Source organism: Pseudomonas sp. MF08875, assembly GCF_059862525.1.
In genome coordinates this window covers 47,105-63,099 of record NZ_JCBCUW010000020.1, presented here as the reverse complement: position 1 = coordinate 63,099, position 15,995 = coordinate 47,105, and the positions used below count along the sequence as shown (strand labels likewise).

At 62.0% G+C, this 15,995-nt stretch carries 13 protein-coding genes and 4 tRNA genes; 7 read left to right on the top strand and 10 right to left on the bottom strand.

Translation table 11 applies throughout. From position 1 onward, the window contains the following. Positions 1–58: 58 nt before the first annotated feature. From AC19YT_RS13935 to AC19YT_RS13910, 6 genes are all read right to left on the bottom strand, one after another. The gene (locus AC19YT_RS13935) at positions 59–514 is read right to left on the bottom strand and encodes a YkvA family protein (RefSeq protein ID WP_500610463.1); all 456 of its coding nucleotides are present in this window, start codon (positions 512–514) and stop codon (positions 59–61) included. 285 nt (positions 515–799) lie between these two features. Beyond that, positions 800–1,513 carry a BamJ family beta-barrel-assembly machinery protein gene (gene bamJ, locus AC19YT_RS13930; RefSeq protein ID WP_095107401.1) on the bottom strand — a complete coding sequence of 238 codons (714 nt, stop codon included), beginning with the start codon at positions 1,511–1,513 and terminating at the stop codon, positions 800–802. A gap of 251 nt (positions 1,514–1,764) precedes the next feature. Then, positions 1,765–1,841, bottom strand: a tRNA-Asp gene (locus tag AC19YT_RS13925). Positions 1,842–1,860: 19 nt separating this feature from the next. Continuing rightward, a tRNA-Val gene (locus AC19YT_RS13920) sits at positions 1,861–1,936 on the bottom strand. Positions 1,937–2,123: 187 nt separating this feature from the next. Then, positions 2,124–2,200: transfer RNA gene (locus AC19YT_RS13915), tRNA-Asp, on the bottom strand. Between the two features lie 19 nt (positions 2,201–2,219). Beyond that, a tRNA-Val gene (locus tag AC19YT_RS13910) sits at positions 2,220–2,295 on the bottom strand. 160 nt (positions 2,296–2,455) lie between these two features. On the opposite strand from AC19YT_RS13910, the gene rdgC reads away from it, so the two are divergent. Both rdgC and sugE read left to right on the top strand, forming a co-directional pair. Continuing rightward, a complete protein-coding gene (gene rdgC, locus AC19YT_RS13905; protein WP_095107400.1) occupies positions 2,456–3,376 on the top strand; it encodes a recombination-associated protein RdgC in 921 nt (306 codons plus the stop codon). Between the two features lie 116 nt (positions 3,377–3,492). Beyond that, on the top strand, positions 3,493–3,810 hold the full coding sequence (gene sugE, locus AC19YT_RS13900) for a quaternary ammonium compound efflux SMR transporter SugE (protein ID WP_095107399.1): 318 nt from the start codon (positions 3,493–3,495) through the stop codon (positions 3,808–3,810). A 55-nt stretch (positions 3,811–3,865) separates the two neighbouring features. Here the strand turns inward: sugE and AC19YT_RS13895 are convergent, their stop codons facing one another. The 3 genes from AC19YT_RS13895 to AC19YT_RS13885 form a co-directional block, all read right to left on the bottom strand. After that, on the bottom strand, positions 3,866–5,740 hold the full coding sequence (locus tag AC19YT_RS13895) for an MFS transporter (protein WP_500610462.1): 1,875 nt from the start codon (positions 5,738–5,740) through the stop codon (positions 3,866–3,868). Between the two features lie 85 nt (positions 5,741–5,825). Further along, positions 5,826–6,977 (bottom strand): TDT family transporter, encoded by a 1,152-nt coding sequence (locus AC19YT_RS13890; protein WP_500596961.1) that lies wholly within the window; start codon positions 6,975–6,977, stop codon positions 5,826–5,828. A gap of 104 nt (positions 6,978–7,081) precedes the next feature. Continuing rightward, positions 7,082–7,393: a cupin domain-containing protein gene (locus AC19YT_RS13885; RefSeq protein WP_095107396.1), complete on the bottom strand. Its 312-nt coding sequence runs from the start codon at positions 7,391–7,393 to the stop codon at positions 7,082–7,084. Between the two features lie 187 nt (positions 7,394–7,580). Here AC19YT_RS13885 and AC19YT_RS13880 point away from each other — a divergent pair, with 187 nt between their 5' ends. Next, complete coding sequence (locus AC19YT_RS13880) at positions 7,581–11,051, top strand: hybrid sensor histidine kinase/response regulator (RefSeq protein WP_095107395.1); 3,471 nt, start codon at positions 7,581–7,583, stop codon at positions 11,049–11,051. A gap of 228 nt (positions 11,052–11,279) precedes the next feature. Here AC19YT_RS13880 and AC19YT_RS13875 read toward each other — a convergent pair whose 3' ends face one another. Further along, a complete protein-coding gene (locus AC19YT_RS13875) occupies positions 11,280–12,830 on the bottom strand; it encodes a sigma-54-dependent transcriptional regulator (RefSeq protein WP_095107394.1) in 1,551 nt (516 codons plus the stop codon). 370 nt (positions 12,831–13,200) lie between these two features. Here AC19YT_RS13875 and phhA point away from each other — a divergent pair, with 370 nt between their 5' ends. The 4 genes from phhA to AC19YT_RS13855 all read left to right on the top strand — a co-directional run bounded on the left by phhA (position 13,201) and on the right by AC19YT_RS13855 (position 15,926). Further along, entirely contained in the window at positions 13,201–13,986 is a 786-nt protein-coding gene (gene phhA / locus AC19YT_RS13870) for a phenylalanine 4-monooxygenase (protein WP_095107393.1), read from the top strand. Positions 13,987–14,092: 106 nt separating this feature from the next. Beyond that, positions 14,093–14,449 (top strand): 4a-hydroxytetrahydrobiopterin dehydratase, encoded by a 357-nt coding sequence (locus AC19YT_RS13865; protein ID WP_095107392.1) that lies wholly within the window; start codon positions 14,093–14,095, stop codon positions 14,447–14,449. After that, on the top strand, positions 14,449–15,645 hold the full coding sequence (locus AC19YT_RS13860) for an amino acid aminotransferase (protein ID WP_500596957.1): 1,197 nt from the start codon (positions 14,449–14,451) through the stop codon (positions 15,643–15,645). The genes AC19YT_RS13865 and AC19YT_RS13860 overlap by 1 nt, the downstream gene beginning before the upstream one ends. A 149-nt stretch (positions 15,646–15,794) precedes the next feature. Then, a complete protein-coding gene (locus tag AC19YT_RS13855; protein ID WP_256576508.1) occupies positions 15,795–15,926 on the top strand; it encodes a hypothetical protein in 132 nt (43 codons plus the stop codon). Positions 15,927–15,995: the final 69 nt, after the last annotated feature.

Sequence of the window (15,995 nt, the reverse complement as noted above, 5' to 3'; positions counted from 1 at the left end):
ATCCTAACAGCGGCCAAGAGCGTAATGGGGGATCAATCCAAACCGTTGCGAAAACCCATCAATTTTTTTTCGGCCGCTCCAGTTGCAACTGCTGCGGCGTATCGGGCAACCGCTCCACCACCGCCAGTTTTTCCGGCACCTGACGGCTGCGCCAAGCGCGGAAGGCATCGAGTTCGCCAGTGAGGGTTTTCATCAGCCAGGCCAGCACGGCGATATCATCGAGCATGCCAAACATCGGAATGAAATCCGGGATCGCATCCACCGGGCTCAGGAAATACATCAACCCCGCCACCACCGACAGCAAAGCCTTGGGGCTAATGGCGCGGTACTCGCCCCGCCAGTAGGCCAGGCACAGCGCCTGCAGCAAGCGCAGATCGTCCTTGAGCTTGCCCAGGCGATTGCCCTGGCTCGCGCCTTTGCTGGCCACGGCGAACAACAGGGTAGGCAAACGGCCACGGCTCAGGAGCCGACCAGCCATAGGGAGGAAACGGGCGAAACTCCAGGGTGTTTTCATCATTTCTCCCACTGAAATGTTATCCACACAAATTGTGGATAACCTTGTGAACAGAGCCTCATAAACCTGCTGAGAGCCCCGTTTTACAAGGGCCAGACTCAGATCGGGCGTTTTTCACTCACATAAAAAAATCCAATATTTCATTGACTTGGCGCCCATCACCCTCTAGCGCGGCGCCAGTTCTCCCTGTGACTCCTATCCGTGCCATCGGTTCGTTTTTCCATACGCCGGATGCGACAACGCCCCGCAGGAACGGGGCGTTGTCGTGGACTCAGACGCGGCTGCTTACTTGGCGGCCTCCGGCTTTGCCGGATCCTTGATTGCCAGCAGTTCCAGGTCGAATACCAGCACCGAGTTAGCCGGGATCGCCGGGCTCGGGCTCTGCTCGCCATAGGCCAGTTCGCTTGGAATGTACAGTTTGTACTTCTCACCGACATGCATCAGTTGCAGACCTTCGACCCAACCTGGGATCACGCCGCTGACCGGCAGATCGATCGGGCTGCCGCGCTCGACGGAGCTGTCGAACACCTTGCCATTTGTCAGTGCGCCGGTGTAGTGAACGGTCACTACGTCGGTCGGCTTAGGCTGGGCACCGTCAGCCTTCTGCACCACTTCGTACTGCAGGCCGGAAGCGGTGGTGACCACGCCGGCTTTCTTGGCGTTGTCTTCAAGGAACTTCTTGCCGGCGGCTGCCGACTCTTCGCTCAACTTGGCCATGCGCTCTTCAGCACGCTTTTGCAGGGCAGCAAAGGCTTCGACCAGTTCGTCATCCTTGAGCTTCTGTTCTTTCTTACCGACGGCATCTTCAATGCCCTGGGCTACCGCTTTGGAGTCCAGGTCATCCATGCCTTCCTGGGCAAGGCTTTTGCCCATGTTCAGGCCGATACCGTAGGAAGCTTTTTGCGCCGGGGTTTTCAGCTCTACGCTGGTCTGCGAGTCACAACCCGCCAGAACCAGGCCAACCAGGGCAACCGCCGCCGCCAACCGATGCTGTTTCATGCTATTTCCTTGTTCATGCGCCGAGAGGGCAATCGAGTAAAGCCGCGAGCTTATCAGGCGGCCACGACCAATGGCTACCGGCATAAGAGCCGGATATGGCTGATAAGTTCAGGCATTGCCGCGCATTTGAGGGCATCGCGATGATTTCGTTAGGAGCGAACTGAATAAGCCAAACCACAGACGAAAAAAAACCCGCATTGAGCGGGCTTTCTAGCGTGACCTGGCGTTCAGAGGGCCAGGAAACTTGAATATGGCGCAGCGGACGGGACTCGAACCCGCGACCCCCGGCGTGACAGGCCGGTATTCTAACCGACTGAACTACCGCTGCGCGTAGCGTTGAAAGCAAGTGGTGGGTGATGACGGGATCGAACCGCCGACATTCTGCTTGTAAGGCAGACGCTCTCCCAGCTGAGCTAATCACCCTTTACCTTCGATGCGGGGCGCATTGTGCCACAGTTTTTCATAACGTGTTGATTTAATTAATAAATTTATTAAAAAAACGGAAAAATCGTGAATCGACGCGCCCTACACAAACCTCGAACATAAAAAAGCCCGCGTGAGCGGGCTTCTCTGTGGTGACCTGGCGTTCAGCGTTCCAGGTTACCGAATATGGCGCAGCGGACGGGACTCGAACCCGCGACCCCCGGCGTGACAGGCCGGTATTCTAACCGACTGAACTACCGCTGCGCGTAACACTGAATGCGAATGGTGGGTGATGACGGGATCGAACCGCCGACATTCTGCTTGTAAGGCAGACGCTCTCCCAGCTGAGCTAATCACCCTTCACGTTCGGTGTGGCGCGCATTCTACGGAGCACCCCCTACTCTGGCAAGCACTTTTTAAAATAATTTTTTCAGGCCTTCCAAAGGCTTAGCGAAGGGTTGGCCTATCGGAATTGGAAGCGAATAATGCGCACCTTTGTATAAAGGAGAGACCCGCCCCATGTGGTTCAAGAACCTGCTTATCTATCGCCTGACCCAAGATCTGCCTTTTGATGCCGAGGCGTTGGAAACTGCACTGGCGACCAAACCGGCCCGTGCCTGTGCAAGCCAGGAGTTGACCACCTACGGTTTCGTCGCGCCGTTCGGCAAGGGCGAAGACGCCCCGCTTGTCCACGTCAGCCAGGATTTCCTGTTGATCGCCGCACGCAAGGAAGAACGCATCCTGCCGGGTAGCGTGGTGCGCGATGCCTTGAAGGAAAAAGTCGACGAGATCGAAGCCGAGCAAATGCGCAAGGTCTATAAGAAGGAACGCGACCAGCTCAAGGATGAAATCATCCAGGCCTTCCTGCCCCGCGCCTTTATCCGTCGCTCGTCCACCTTTGCCGCGATTGCGCCGAAACAGGGCCTGATCCTCGTCAACTCCGCCAGCCCCAAGCGCGCCGAAGACCTGCTCTCGACCCTGCGTGAAGTGATCGGCTCCCTGCCGGTGCGCCCGTTGACCGTCAAGGTTGCGCCAAGCGCCACCCTTACCGACTGGGTCAAGACCCAGAAAGCCGCGGACGATTTCTTCGTCCTCGACGAGTGCGAGCTGCGCGACACCCACGAAGACGGCGGCATCGTGCGCTGCAAGCGCCAGGACCTGACCGGCGAAGAAATCCAGTTGCACCTGAGCACGGGCAAAGTCGTGACCCAGTTGTCCCTGGCCTGGCAGGACAAGCTGTCGTTCATGCTGGACGACAAAATGGTGGTCAAGCGCCTGAAATTCGAGGACCTGTTGCAAGACCAGGCCGAACAGGACGGCGGCGATGATGCCCTGGGCCAACAGGACGCCAGTTTCACCCTGATGATGCTGACCTTCGGCGAGTTCCTCCCGGCCCTGGTCGAAGCCCTTGGCGGCGAAGAGACGCCTCAGGGAATCTAGGCCAACTTGCCCCCTGGATTAATGCCGGGCACCATACGACCCACCGCGGGGACGACCCCGCGGCTCTATCGAACTTTCAATCCGGGGACGACCCCACCATTGGATAGGGGGGCATCATGTCCTGGATCATTCTGTTTTTCGCCGGTCTTTTTGAAGTGGGCTGGGCCGTCGGCCTGAAGTACACCGACGGCTTCAGCCGCCCGCTGCCCACGGCATTGACCATCGTCGCGATGGCCATCAGCCTCGGTTTGTTGGGGCTGGCCATGAAGGAGTTGCCCCTGGGCACGGCCTACGCCATCTGGACCGGGGTCGGCGCAATCGGCACGGTAATCGCCGGGATCATCCTGTTCGGCGAATCCATGGCGCTGTTTCGCCTGGCCAGCGTGGCGTTGATTATCGCCGGGCTGGTGGGGTTGAAAGTCAGCGCCAGCTAAGTAGCCAGGCATGAAAACGCCCGCAATCGCGGGCGTTTTTGTATGCGCCGAAAACCTAACGCAGGCTACCGCGCAACCCGCCCACCAACTCGCGCAGATGCTCAGGCGCGGCGTCTACAACCGGCACCGGTTGCCCAGCCACCAGCGTCACCCGCGACCAGATGCGGTGGAAAAAGCCCTTGCCCGGGTCGCGGCTGAAGAAGCTGCCCCACAACCCCTGCAACGCCAACGGAATCACCGGCACCGGGGTTTCTTCGAGAATCCGCGTCAGCCCGCCCTTGAACTCGCTGATCTCACCGTCCGAGGTCAACTTGCCTTCGGGAAAGATGCACACCAGTTCGCCGTCCTTGAGGTACTGGGCGATCCGGGTGAAAGCCTTTTCGTAGATCTGGATATCTTCCTGCCGCCCGGCAATCGGAATGGTCCCGGCGGTGCGGAAGATAAAGTTCAGCACCGGCAGGTTGTAGATTTTGTAGTACATAACAAAGCGAATCGGCCTACGCACCGCCCCACCAATGAGCAAGGCATCGACAAAGGACACGTGATTGCACACCAACAGCGCCGCGCCTTCATCGGGAATCTGCTCCAGGTTGCGATGCTCGACTCGGTACATGGAATGGCTCAGCAGCCAGATCAGGAAGCGCATGCTGAACTCGGGGACGATTTTGAAGATGTAAGCATTGACCGCGACGTTGAGCAGCGACACCACCAAAAACAGCTGGGGGATCGACAGCTTCGCCAGGCTCAGCAGCACGATCGAGACAATCGCCGAGACCACCATGAACAAGGCATTGAGGATGTTGTTGGCGGCAATCACCCGCGCCCGCTCGTTTTCGGCGGTGCGCGACTGGATCAACGCGTACAGCGGCACAATATAGAAGCCGCCGAAAACCCCCAGCCCGAGGATATCCACCAACACCCACCAGGCCTGGCCGAAGCCCAGCACGGTGAGCCAGTCGTGGCCCGAGGCGCTGGCCGGGATACCGCCGGAGTGCCACCACAGCAGCAAGCCAAATACCGTCAGGCCAAAGGAGCCGAACGGCACCAGGCCGATTTCCACTTTGCGCCCCGAAAGTTTCTCGCAAAGCATCGAACCCAGGGCGATGCCCACCGAAAACACCGTGAGGATCAGGGTGACCACGGTTTCATCGCCGTGCAGCCACTCTTTGGCGTAGGCCGGGATCTGCGTCAGGTAGATCGCGCCGACAAACCAGAACCACGAGTTGCCGACAATCGAACGAGACACGGCAGGCGTCTGCCCCAGGCCCAGGCGCAAGGTGGCCCAGGACTGGCTGAAGATGTTCCAGTTGAGGCGCAGCTCAGGCGTAGAGGCCGCAGCCCTCGGAATAGCGCGGCTGGCCAGGTAGCCCAACACCGCCACCGCGATAATGGCCGTGGCAACGACGGGGGCGTACTGGGTCGACGACATCATCACGCCAGCACCGATGGTGCCCGCCAGGATCGCCAAAAAGGTGCCCATTTCCACCAAGCCATTGCCGCCCACTAGCTCCTCTTCGCGCAGAGCCTGGGGCAGGATCGAGTACTTCACCGGGCCGAACAGCGCCGAGTGGGTGCCCATGGCGAACAGCGCCAGGAGCATCAGCCACAGGTGATTGAACAGAAAACCCACCGCGCCGACGGCCATGATGGCGATTTCGCCGAGTTTAATCAGGCGGATCAACGCGTCCTTGGCGAACTTTTCGCCAAACTGCCCGGCCAGCGCCGAGAACAGAAAAAACGGCAGGATAAACAGCAACGCGCACAGGTTGACCCAGATCGAGCGGTCGCCCTCGATGGCCAATTTGTAGAGGATGGCGAGGATCAGCGACTGCTTGAAAATGTTGTCGTTGAACGCCCCGAGGGACTGCGTGATGAAAAACGGCAAGAAACGCCGCGTGCGAAGCAAGGTGAACTGCGAAGGGTGACTCATCGTCCATGTCCCTGAGTGGCTTGGATGCCTTATTAGAGGGTCGAATACTGGCCCAAGCCACACACTTCGCCAACCCCCCGGCGTTCTAGCGGGGCAAACCGGCCAGGCAAGGCGAGACGAACAACTCACCGCGATAAGCCCCTTGCACGGTGCGGGTGGCCACCACCAGCCACATCAGCGCCAGCGCCGCCACCAGCAGGCAGCCGACCACGCTGAAAAAGCCCAGGTGCAGGGTCTCGGCCAGTTTCAGGGTGGCCAGGGCATACACCCCGAGCGGGAAGGTGAAGCCCCACCAGCCCAGGTTGAAGGGAATACCGCTGCGCAGGTACTTGAGGGTAATCAGCACGGCGATGAGCATCCACCAAAGGCCCAGCCCCCACAGCGTGATCCCCGCCACCAGCCCCAGCCCGGCGGCGATTTCACCGATACCGGGCAAGCCGTTGGCGGCAAAGATCGCCGGGGCATCGGCGCCCAGCAGCAGCATGCCCAAAGCGCCGGTGCCGATCGGCCCCAGGGCCAGCCAACTCGACGCCGCCATGCTCTCGTGGGGCAGTTTGTGCAGGGCCATGCGCAGCACCAGGATGGTGAGGATGCTGAACGCCACCGGCAGAGAAAACGCCCACAGCACGTAACTGGTCACCAGCATCACGAATTGCCCGTGGGCATCGGCCAGGTGCGGCGCCAGCAGGCCCCCGCTGGCCGCCGCCACTTCCGCCGCCACCACTGGCAGCAGCCAGACTGCGGTCATCTGGTCGATGCTGTGCTCCTGGCGGGTGAACATCAGAAACGGGATCAACACCCCGCAGGCCAGGGCCATGGCCACGTCCAGCCACCAGATCGCCTCGGCCAGCGGCACGACGCCTGCACCCCAGCGTGGCAGGCCGAACAACAACAGGCCATTAAGGATGGTGGCCAGGCCCATGGGGATGGTGCCGAAGAACATCGATACGGTGGAATGGCCGAAAATTCGCCGTGCTTCGTCGAAGAACAGCCACCAACGGGCGGCGTACAGCGCCGAAAACAGCACGAACAGGGCGATGGTCAGCCACCACAGGCCCTCGGCCACCGCGTGCAGGCCCGCCAGAGGCAACGGCAGTTGCGCCAGCGCCAAGGCCAGCACGCCGGTGCCCATGGTGGCGGCGAACCAGTTAGGGGTGAATTGGCGAATGGCTTCGCGCGGATGGGGCAAATGCCGCAACGGGCGATAGCTGCGAGCCAGGGTATTGGGGCACGTCATGGGCGACTCCGCTGCTCTGATGAGGTAGCGCCCATGCTAGACCCGAATCGAATATCTATATAACGGGTAATTTCTCTAACTGTTATCTGTTTTACCTATATGCCCTACACACTGCCCTCGCTCTCCACCACCAGCACCCGCGCCACGCCCTGTGGATGGGCCACGTGCTCGGTGCCGACAGTGGCGTAGAAAATGTCCCCCACGTCCAGCAGCACCCGTTGTTCCACGCCCTGCTCGCGATAGTGCATCTCGACTTGCCCGTCGAGTACCACGAAGACTTCCTGGCCATCGTTGATGTGCCATTTATAAGGCTGGTCGGTCCAGTGCAGGCGCGTGGTGATGCCGTTCATGGTGGCGATATCCAACGCCGCCCAGGGGCGCTCGCCGATGAAGGATTTGCTACGGATGACGCGCATGAATAAGCCTGCCGAGTAAGAAGGAAACCGGGCCGGGCATTGTGCTACTAATTACTCGACACCGCACCGGCCAGAGCGCTGCGACACCACACCGCGCTGAGACCTTGGTCGAGACTGACGAACGCCCGGGGCCGTGCGAGACTGTCCGACCGGGCTTGAGGCCCGGTGTCTTTTGCCGGGAGCTTCCATGTCGTTGTCCAGCGGGCTGATTGCCGCCGTCGCCCTGGCCTATATGGCCATCATGTTCGCCATCGCCTTCTACGGTGACCGGCGCAGCAAACCCCTGCCACCACGGGTGCGCGCTTGGGTGTACAGCCTGTCGCTGGCGGTCTATTGCACCAGTTGGACCTTTTTCGGGGCCGTGGGCCAGGCTGCCGAGCAGTTGTGGTCGTTCCTGCCGATCTACCTGGGGCCGATCCTGTTGCTGGTGCTGGCACCTTGGGTGCTGCAAAAAATGGTGATGATTAGCAAGCAAGAGAACATCACCTCCATCGCCGACTTCATCGCCGCGCGCTATGGCAAATCCCAATCCCTGGCGGTGGTGGTGGCGTTGATCTGCCTGGTGGGCGTGCTGCCCTACATCGCCCTGCAACTCAAGGGCATAGTGCTCGGCGTGAACCTGTTGATCGGCGCCGGTGCCGACGCCATGGGCACCCGCGCCCAGGACACGGCGCTGATCGTGTCGCTGATTTTGGCCCTGTTCACTATTGTCTTTGGCACGCGCAACCTGGACGCCACCGAGCACCACCGGGGCATGGTGCTGGCGATTGCCTTTGAATCTTTGGTCAAGCTGTTCGCGTTTCTGGCCGTCGGTGCGTTCGTTACCTACGGCCTCTACGACGGTTTCGACGACCTCTTCGACCAAGCCATGCTGGCCCCGCGTCTGGAGCAGTACTGGAAGGAAACCATCAACTGGCCCTCCATGGTGGTACAGACCGGCGTGGCGATGATGGCCATCATCTGCCTGCCCCGGCAGTTCCACGTCACGGTGGTGGAAAACATCGAGCCGGCGGACCTGCGCCTGGCCAAATGGGTGTTCCCCGCGTACCTCGCCCTCGCCGCGCTGTTCGTGGTGCCGATTGCCCTGGCCGGGCAAATGCTGTTGCCCAGTTCGGTGCTGCCTGACTCTTTCGTCATCAGCCTGCCCCTGGCCCAGGCCCACCCGGCGCTGGCCTTGCTGGCGTTTATCGGCGGCGCCTCGGCGGCCACCGGCATGGTGATTGTGGCCAGCGTGGCGCTGTCCACCATGGTGTCCAACGACATGCTGCTGCCCTGGCTGCTGCGGCGCAAAAACGCCGAGCGCCCGTTCGAGGTGTTCCGCCACTGGATGCTCTCGGTGCGCCGGGTCAGCATCGTGGTGATCCTGCTGCTGGCCTACGTCAGCTATCGCCTGCTGGGCTCGACCGCAAGCCTGGCGACCATCGGCCAGATCGCCTTCGCCGCCGTCACCCAACTGGCCCCGGCGATGCTCGGCGCGCTGTACTGGAAACAGGCCAACCGCCGCGGCGTGTTCGCCGGTTTGGCGGCGGGCACCTTCCTGTGGTTCTACACCCTGGTGCTGCCGATCGCCGCCCACAGCCTGGGCTGGTCGCTGAGTACCTTCCCCGGGCTGGCGTGGCTGCATGGCAACCCGCTGAACCTGCCGATCACCCCGCTAACCCAAGGCGTGGTGCTGTCGCTGGCGGGCAACTTCACCCTGTTCGCCTGGGTCTCGGTGCTGTCGCGCACCCGGGTTTCGGAGCACTGGCAGGCCGGGCGTTTTATCGGCCAGGAAATCCACGCGCGGCCCAACGCCCGCTCCATGCTCGCGGTACAGATCAACGACCTGCTGAGCCTCGCCGCCCGCTTCGTCGGCGAAGAGCGCGCACGGCAGAGTTTTATCCGCTTCGCCTATCGCCAGGGCAAAGGCTTCAACCCCAACCAGAACGCCGATGGCGAATGGATCGCCCATACCGAACGCCTGCTGGCCGGCGTACTCGGTGCCTCTTCGACCCGGGCGGTGGTGAAAGCCGCCATCGAAGGGCGGGAAATGCAGCTCGAAGACGTGGTGCGCATCGCCGACGAAGCCTCGGAGGTGCTGCAATTCAACCGCGCCCTGCTGCAAGGGGCGATCGAGAACATCACCCAAGGCATCAGCGTGGTCGACCAATCGCTGAAACTGGTGGCCTGGAACCGCCGCTACCTGGAGCTGTTCAACTACCCCGAAGGCCTGATTAGCGTGGGCCGGCCGATTGCCGACATCATCCGTTACAACGCCGAACGCGGCCTATGCGGCCCGGGCGAGGCGCAAGTGCATGTGGCCCGCCGCCTGCACTGGATGCGCCAGGGCCGTGCCCACACCTCCGAACGTTTGTTCCCCAATGGCCGGGTGATCGAGTTGATCGGCAACCCCATGCCCGGCGGCGGTTTCGTCATGAGCTTTACCGACATCACCGCGTTCCGCGAAGCCGAGCAAGCCCTCACCGAAGCCAACGAAGGCCTGGAGCGACGGGTCACCGAGCGCACCCACGAGTTGTCCCAACTCAACGTGGCACTGACCGAAGCCAAGGGCACCGCCGAATCCGCCAACCAGTCCAAAACGCGCTTTTTGGCCGCCGTCAGCCACGACCTGATGCAGCCCTTGAACGCTGCGCGGCTGTTCTCCGCCGCCCTCTCCCACCAGGACGACGGCTTATCGGCAGAAGCACAAAAACTGGTGCAGCACCTGGACAGTTCGCTGCGCTCGGCCGAAGACCTCATCAGCGACCTGCTGGACATTTCCCGCCTGGAAAACGGCAAGATCAACCCCGACCGCAAACCCTTCGCCCTCAACGAGTTGTTCGACACCTTGGGCGCCGAGTTCCAGGCCCTGGCCCGCGAACAGCAAATGACCTTCCGCCTGCGGGGCAGCCGTTTACGCGTGGACAGTGATATCAAGTTGCTGCGGCGCATCCTGCAAAACTTCCTCACCAACGCCTTCCGCTACGCCAAAGGCCCGGTACTGCTAGGCGTGCGCCGCCGCGGCAATGAGCTGAGCCTGCAAGTGTGGGACCGCGGGCCGGGCATTCCGGAAGACAAGCGGCAGGTGATTTTCGAGGAATTCAAGCGTTTGGACAGCCACCAGACCCGCGCCGAAAAAGGCCTGGGCCTGGGCCTGGCGATTGCCGACGGCCTATGCCGCGTGCTGGGGCATAGCCTGCAAGTGCGCTCCTGGCCGGGCAAGGGCAGCCTCTTTAGCGTCAGCGTGCCCTTGGCCCGCAGCCAGGCCAGCGCACCGGCGAAAGTCGCCGAGCAAAACGGCCAACTGCCCAATGGCGCGCGGGTGCTGTGCGTGGACAACGAAGATAGCATCCTGATCGGCATGAACAGCCTGCTGACGCGCTGGGGCTGCCAAGTCTGGACGGCGCGTAACCGCGAAGAATGCGCGGCACTGATAAACGATGGGCTGCGCCCGCACCTGGCGCTGGTGGACTATCACCTGGACGACGGCGAAACCGGCACCGGGCTGATGGCCTGGCTGCGCACCGAACTGGGCGAACCGGTGCCCGGCGTGGTCATCAGCGCGGACGGGCGCCCGGAAATGATCGCCCAAGTCCACGCCGCCGGCCTGGACTACCTGGCCAAACCGGTGAAACCGGCGGCCCTGCGGGCGCTGCTGAGCCGGCATTTACCGCTCTGAGGCCCACTGTGCAAGGGTTTGTGAGGGCCCGCTCCCACAGGGGCCGCGTTGCCGGTTTTTTTGTGGGAGCGGGCCCGCCCGCGATGGCGGCCTTGCAAACGCTAGAGGGGCATCGGCTGTACCGGCCTCATCGCGGGCAGGCCCGCTCCCACAGTTGAACAGTGGTGCGGATGAGGTTTTCATTTTTCCTCTGTGGGAGCGAGCCTGCTCGCGATGGCGGCTCCCCAATCACTTACCCAAATCGTACTCACGCAACTTGTTGGCAATGGTCGTGTGGGACACCCCCAAACGCTTGCCCAGTTGCCGGCTGCTCGGGTGGTCGGCGTACAAGCGCTCCAGCACGGCTTTCTCGAAGCGGCCGACAATCGCGTCCAAACCGCCCTCCAGGGAAAAATCGCCAAGGGGCTGGCGCACGCCGTAATCCGGCAGGCGGATGTGCTCGGCCTTGACCACCCCGCCCTCGCACAGCGAAACCGCCTGGAACAGCACGTTCTCCAGTTGCCGCACGTTGCCCGGCCAGTCGTAGTGGCGCAACCGCTCCATCGCCGCCGGGGCCAGGGCCGGCAAGGCGCAGCCGATCTGGCGGCTGGCCTGGTCGAGAAAGTGTTCCACCAGCGGTTCCAAACCATCGAGGCACTCGCGCAGCGGCGGGATATGCAGCGACAGCACGTTGAGGCGGTGGTAGAGGTCCTGGCGGAACTCGCCAGCGGCGCACAACTGCGACAGGTCGAGCTGGGTGGCGCAGATCACCCGCACGTCCAGGTAAACCTCCTCATCGCTGCCCACACGGCGAAAGCAGCCGTCCTGCAAGAAACGCAGCAATTTCACCTGCAAACGCGGGCTCATTTCCCCTACGCCATCGAGAAACAACGTGCCGCCCGCCGTCAATTCCAGCAGCCCGAGCTTGCCTTCGGCCCGCGCGCCTTCAAAAGCCCCAGGCCCGTAGCCGAACAACTCGGTCTCGGCCATGGACTCGGGCAACCCGGCGCAATTGAGCGCCATCAGCGGCGATTGCCCGCGAGGGCTGGCCAGGTGGCAGGCGCGGGCCAGCAGTTCCTTGCCGGTGCCGGTCTCGCCCTCGATCAACAGCGGCGCATCCAGGGGCGCCATGCGCCGGGCCTCGCGCACCACCGCGGCCATCACTTTGGAACTCTGGAAAATACTGTCGAAGCCGCGCATCTCCTGCTTGCGCACGTTGTAGATGCGCTCGCCGACGCGGTCGGCGCGGTGCAGGGTAAGCACGGCGCCGGCCATGGCTTCGCTGTCGTCGTGTTCGGACTGCAACGGCGCGATATCGGCCAGGAACACGTCGCCCCGCACTTTGACCCGCAAACCGTTGATCCGCGACTTGTTAGCGCGCACCAGTTCCGGCAAGTCGAAATCCTCGGCGTAGCGCGACAGGGCAATGCCCGGCACCTCATCCACCCGCACCCCCAGCAATTGCGCGGCGGCGCGGTTGGCGGCGACGATGGAGCCGCCCATGTCGATGGACAGCACCGGAAACTCCAGCGCCCCCAACAGCGCATTGAGCTCCATGTGCCGGCGCTCGCTGGGCATCAAGCCCACACGCTTGACCCCAAACACCCCGGCAATCCCCTCGAACTTGGGGCGCAGGGCCTGGAATTGCAGGTTCACCAGGTTCGGGCACAGCAGGTAGATGGCGTTGCCGTGCTCGCCCCCCACTTCGCCGCGGGCGACGTTGATCCCGTATTCCACCAACAGGTTGAGGATGTCGCGCAGGATGCCGATGCGGTTCTGGCAATGAACTTTGATACGCATAAAAAGGCCTGGCAAAGGTGAGAGAAACAATCCGTCTCCTTTGTGGGAGCGAGCCTGCTCGCGATGGCGCAGCGTCAAGTACACCGCTATCGCGAGCAGGCTCCCACAGGGAGGGGGAAGGCGGGTTTGCCAAATTTTTTGGCCACCCGCACATTTAGTCGTAAATATTACGTTACGAACGAGCCACCCTCCAAACCCGCAACGCCCCATAGCCGATGGCCGCCTGGCAAAACGTAACGATTACTTTACGAAAAAACCAGATTTATCCTACACCCAAGACTGACGCCCCACTGCAAGCCGTTCACCACTGCGGTATCTGTAATAGCCATAGCGGCACATAACAAGAACGTATCCCTTGCAGGAGAGCAGCATGAAACAGACGCACTACGTGGCCCGCGAGCCCGATGCGCAGGGTTTTATCCACTACAGCGAGCAAGAACACGCCGTGTGGAACACCCTGATTACCCGCCAACTCAAACTGCTGGAAGGCCGCGCGTGCCAGGAATACCTGGACGGCATCGAAAAACTCGCCCTGCCCCACGACCGCATCCCACAACTGGACGAAATCAACCAAGTGCTGGGCGCCACCACCGGTTGGCAAGTGGCCCGGGTGCCGGCGCTGATTCCCTTCCAGACCTTCTTTGAATTGCTCGCCAACAAGCAGTTTCCCGTGGCGACCTTTATTCGCACGCCCCAAGAGCTGGATTACCTGCAAGAGCCGGACATTTTTCACGAGATCTTTGGCCACTGCCCCCTGCTGACCAACCCGTGGTTTGCCGAATTCACCCACACCTACGGCAAACTCGGCCTACAAGCCAGCAAGGAAGAACGGGTCTACCTGGCGCGCCTGTACTGGATGACCATCGAGTTCGGCCTGCTGGACACGCCAGAGGGCCTGCGCATCTACGGCGGCGGTATCCTCTCCTCGCCCAAGGAGACCCTCTACAGCCTCTCCTCCGAGCCCGAGCACCAGGCCTTCGACCCACTCGAAGCGATGCGTACGCCTTACCGCATCGACATCCTCCAGCCCCTGTATTTCGTGCTACCGAACATGAAACGCCTGTTCGACCTGGCCCACGAAGACATCATGGGCATGGTCCAGCAAGGCCGCGCCCTGGGCCTGCACAGCCCGAAATTCCCGCCCAAGGCGGCGTGAACCGCGACTTTCACCTGCGGGTGAGTCTTTTTTAACGGGCCGATTTGCTCTAGCGTGGGCAACCGGCCCCTGCTGCACCCATAACAATCGAATTCAGGAATACACCATGAACACACTCAACCAAGCCCATTGCGAAGCCTGCCGTGCCGATGCGCCCCAAGTCAGCGACGAAGAACTGCCGAGCCTTATCAAGCAGATCCCGGACTGGAACATCGAAGTACGCGATGGCGTGATGCAGCTGGAAAAAGTCTTCCTGTTCAAGAACTTCAAATTTGCCCTGGCCTTCACCAATGCCATGGGCGAAATCTCCGAGGCCGAAGGCCACCACCCTGGCCTGCTCACCGAGTGGGGCAAAGTTACCGTGACCTGGTGGAGCCACTCCATCAAAGGCCTGCACCGCAACGACTTCATCATGGCCGCGCGCACCGATGACGTGGCCAAGGACGCCGAGGGCCGTAAATAATGCACTTCGATGCCATTGGCCGGGTGCCTGGCGACCCGATCCTGGGCCTGATGGAGGCCTACGCGGCCGACAGCAACCCGCGCAAGTTCGACCTGGGCGTGGGCGTGTACAAGGATGCCCTGGGCCTGACGCCCATCCTGCAATCGGTGAAACTCGCCGAGCAGCGCCTGGTAGAACGCCAGACCACCAAAACCTACATCGGCGGCCACGGCGATGCGGCGTTCGGCAAGGTCATCAATGACCTGGTGCTGGGCGCCGACAACGCCTTGATCGGCCAGCAACGCGCCGGTGCCACCCAGACCCCGGGCGGCACCGGGGCCTTGCGCCTGAGCGCCGACTTCATCGCCCATTGCCTGCCGGGCCGTGGCATTTGGCTGAGCAACCCGACCTGGCCGATCCACGAAACCCTCTACGCGGCGGCCGGCATCAAGGTCAGCCACTACCCCTACGTAGGCAGCGACAACCGCCTCGACGTCGAGGCGATGCTCGCCACCCTGGAGCTGATCCCCAAGGGCGACGTGGTGCTGCTGCACGCCTGCTGCCACAACCCCACCGGTTTCGACCTGAGCCAGGACGACTGGCACCGGGTGCTGGACGTGGTGCGCCGCCGCGAACTGCTGCCGCTGATCGACTTCGCCTACCAGGGCTTCGGCGATGGCCTGGAGCAAGACGCCTGGGCGGTGCGCCTGTTTGCCCGGGAGTTGCCCGAGTTGCTTATCACCAGCTCCTGCTCGAAAAACTTCGGTCTGTACCGCGACCGCACCGGCGCGCTGATCGTCTGCGCCGGCAGCGCCGACAAGCTGCTGGATATCCGCAGCCAACTGGCGTTTCTGGCCCGTAACCTGTGGTCCACGCCACCGGATCACGGCGCCGCAGTAGTGGCCACCATCCTCGGCGACCCCGAGCTGAAAAGCCTGTGGGCCGACGAAGTAGAAGCCATGCGCCTGCGCATCGCACAATTGCGCAGCGGCTTGGTGGAGGCCTTGGGGCCACACGGCCTGGGCGAACGTTTTGCCCATATCGGCGTGCAACGCGGGATGTTTTCCTACACCGGCCTCAGTGCCGAACAGGTCAAACGCCTGCGAGAAGAACACAGCGTGTACATGGTCAGTTCCGGGCGGGCCAACGTCGCCGGCATCGACGCCACACGCCTGGACCTGCTGGCCGTGGCCATTGCTGACGTCTGCGTGAGCTGAATCGTCAGCGGCCGTGGCCGCTGACCCTTTCATCTCCCCCACCAAGATAAAAGTCTGTTTGTCATCTTCGCTGCTGTATCCTGCCCAAGCTTTTTAAAAGCGCGGATCTACCAGCGATTTAAAAACAGACCTTGCGAGGAGCGACGACGATGCACGAAATCCCTAATCTCCCCTTCCCAAGCCTGCACGAGACTGAGCAGACAACCCCGCAACAAGCCGGCGCCCAACAGCCCGAGCGTAAAGAAGCAGCCGACAGCCACAAGGCCGACAGCGAAGAGTGAAACCCAGACCGTGTGGAAAGCGCTGTATTACGCGCTTTCCACACCGCCTGAACCCCGCCGGACCCCGCC

Coding starts and splice junctions, on each gene's coding strand:
- AC19YT_RS13935 (WP_500610463.1), bottom strand. CDS start 514: ATGAAAACACCCTGGAGTTTCGCCCGTTTCCTCCCTATGGCTGGTCGG.
- bamJ (WP_095107401.1), bottom strand. CDS start 1,513: ATGAAACAGCATCGGTTGGCGGCGGCGGTTGCCCTGGTTGGCCTGGTT.
- rdgC (WP_095107400.1), top strand. CDS start 2,456: ATGTGGTTCAAGAACCTGCTTATCTATCGCCTGACCCAAGATCTGCCT.
- sugE (WP_095107399.1), top strand. CDS start 3,493: ATGTCCTGGATCATTCTGTTTTTCGCCGGTCTTTTTGAAGTGGGCTGG.
- AC19YT_RS13895 (WP_500610462.1), bottom strand. CDS start 5,740: ATGAGTCACCCTTCGCAGTTCACCTTGCTTCGCACGCGGCGTTTCTTG.
- AC19YT_RS13890 (WP_500596961.1), bottom strand. CDS start 6,977: ATGACGTGCCCCAATACCCTGGCTCGCAGCTATCGCCCGTTGCGGCAT.
- AC19YT_RS13885 (WP_095107396.1), bottom strand. CDS start 7,393: ATGCGCGTCATCCGTAGCAAATCCTTCATCGGCGAGCGCCCCTGGGCG.
- AC19YT_RS13880 (WP_095107395.1), top strand. CDS start 7,581: ATGTCGTTGTCCAGCGGGCTGATTGCCGCCGTCGCCCTGGCCTATATG.
- AC19YT_RS13875 (WP_095107394.1), bottom strand. CDS start 12,830: ATGCGTATCAAAGTTCATTGCCAGAACCGCATCGGCATCCTGCGCGAC.
- phhA (WP_095107393.1), top strand. CDS start 13,201: ATGAAACAGACGCACTACGTGGCCCGCGAGCCCGATGCGCAGGGTTTT.
- AC19YT_RS13865 (WP_095107392.1), top strand. CDS start 14,093: ATGAACACACTCAACCAAGCCCATTGCGAAGCCTGCCGTGCCGATGCG.
- AC19YT_RS13860 (WP_500596957.1), top strand. CDS start 14,449: ATGCACTTCGATGCCATTGGCCGGGTGCCTGGCGACCCGATCCTGGGC.
- AC19YT_RS13855 (WP_256576508.1), top strand. CDS start 15,795: ATGCACGAAATCCCTAATCTCCCCTTCCCAAGCCTGCACGAGACTGAG.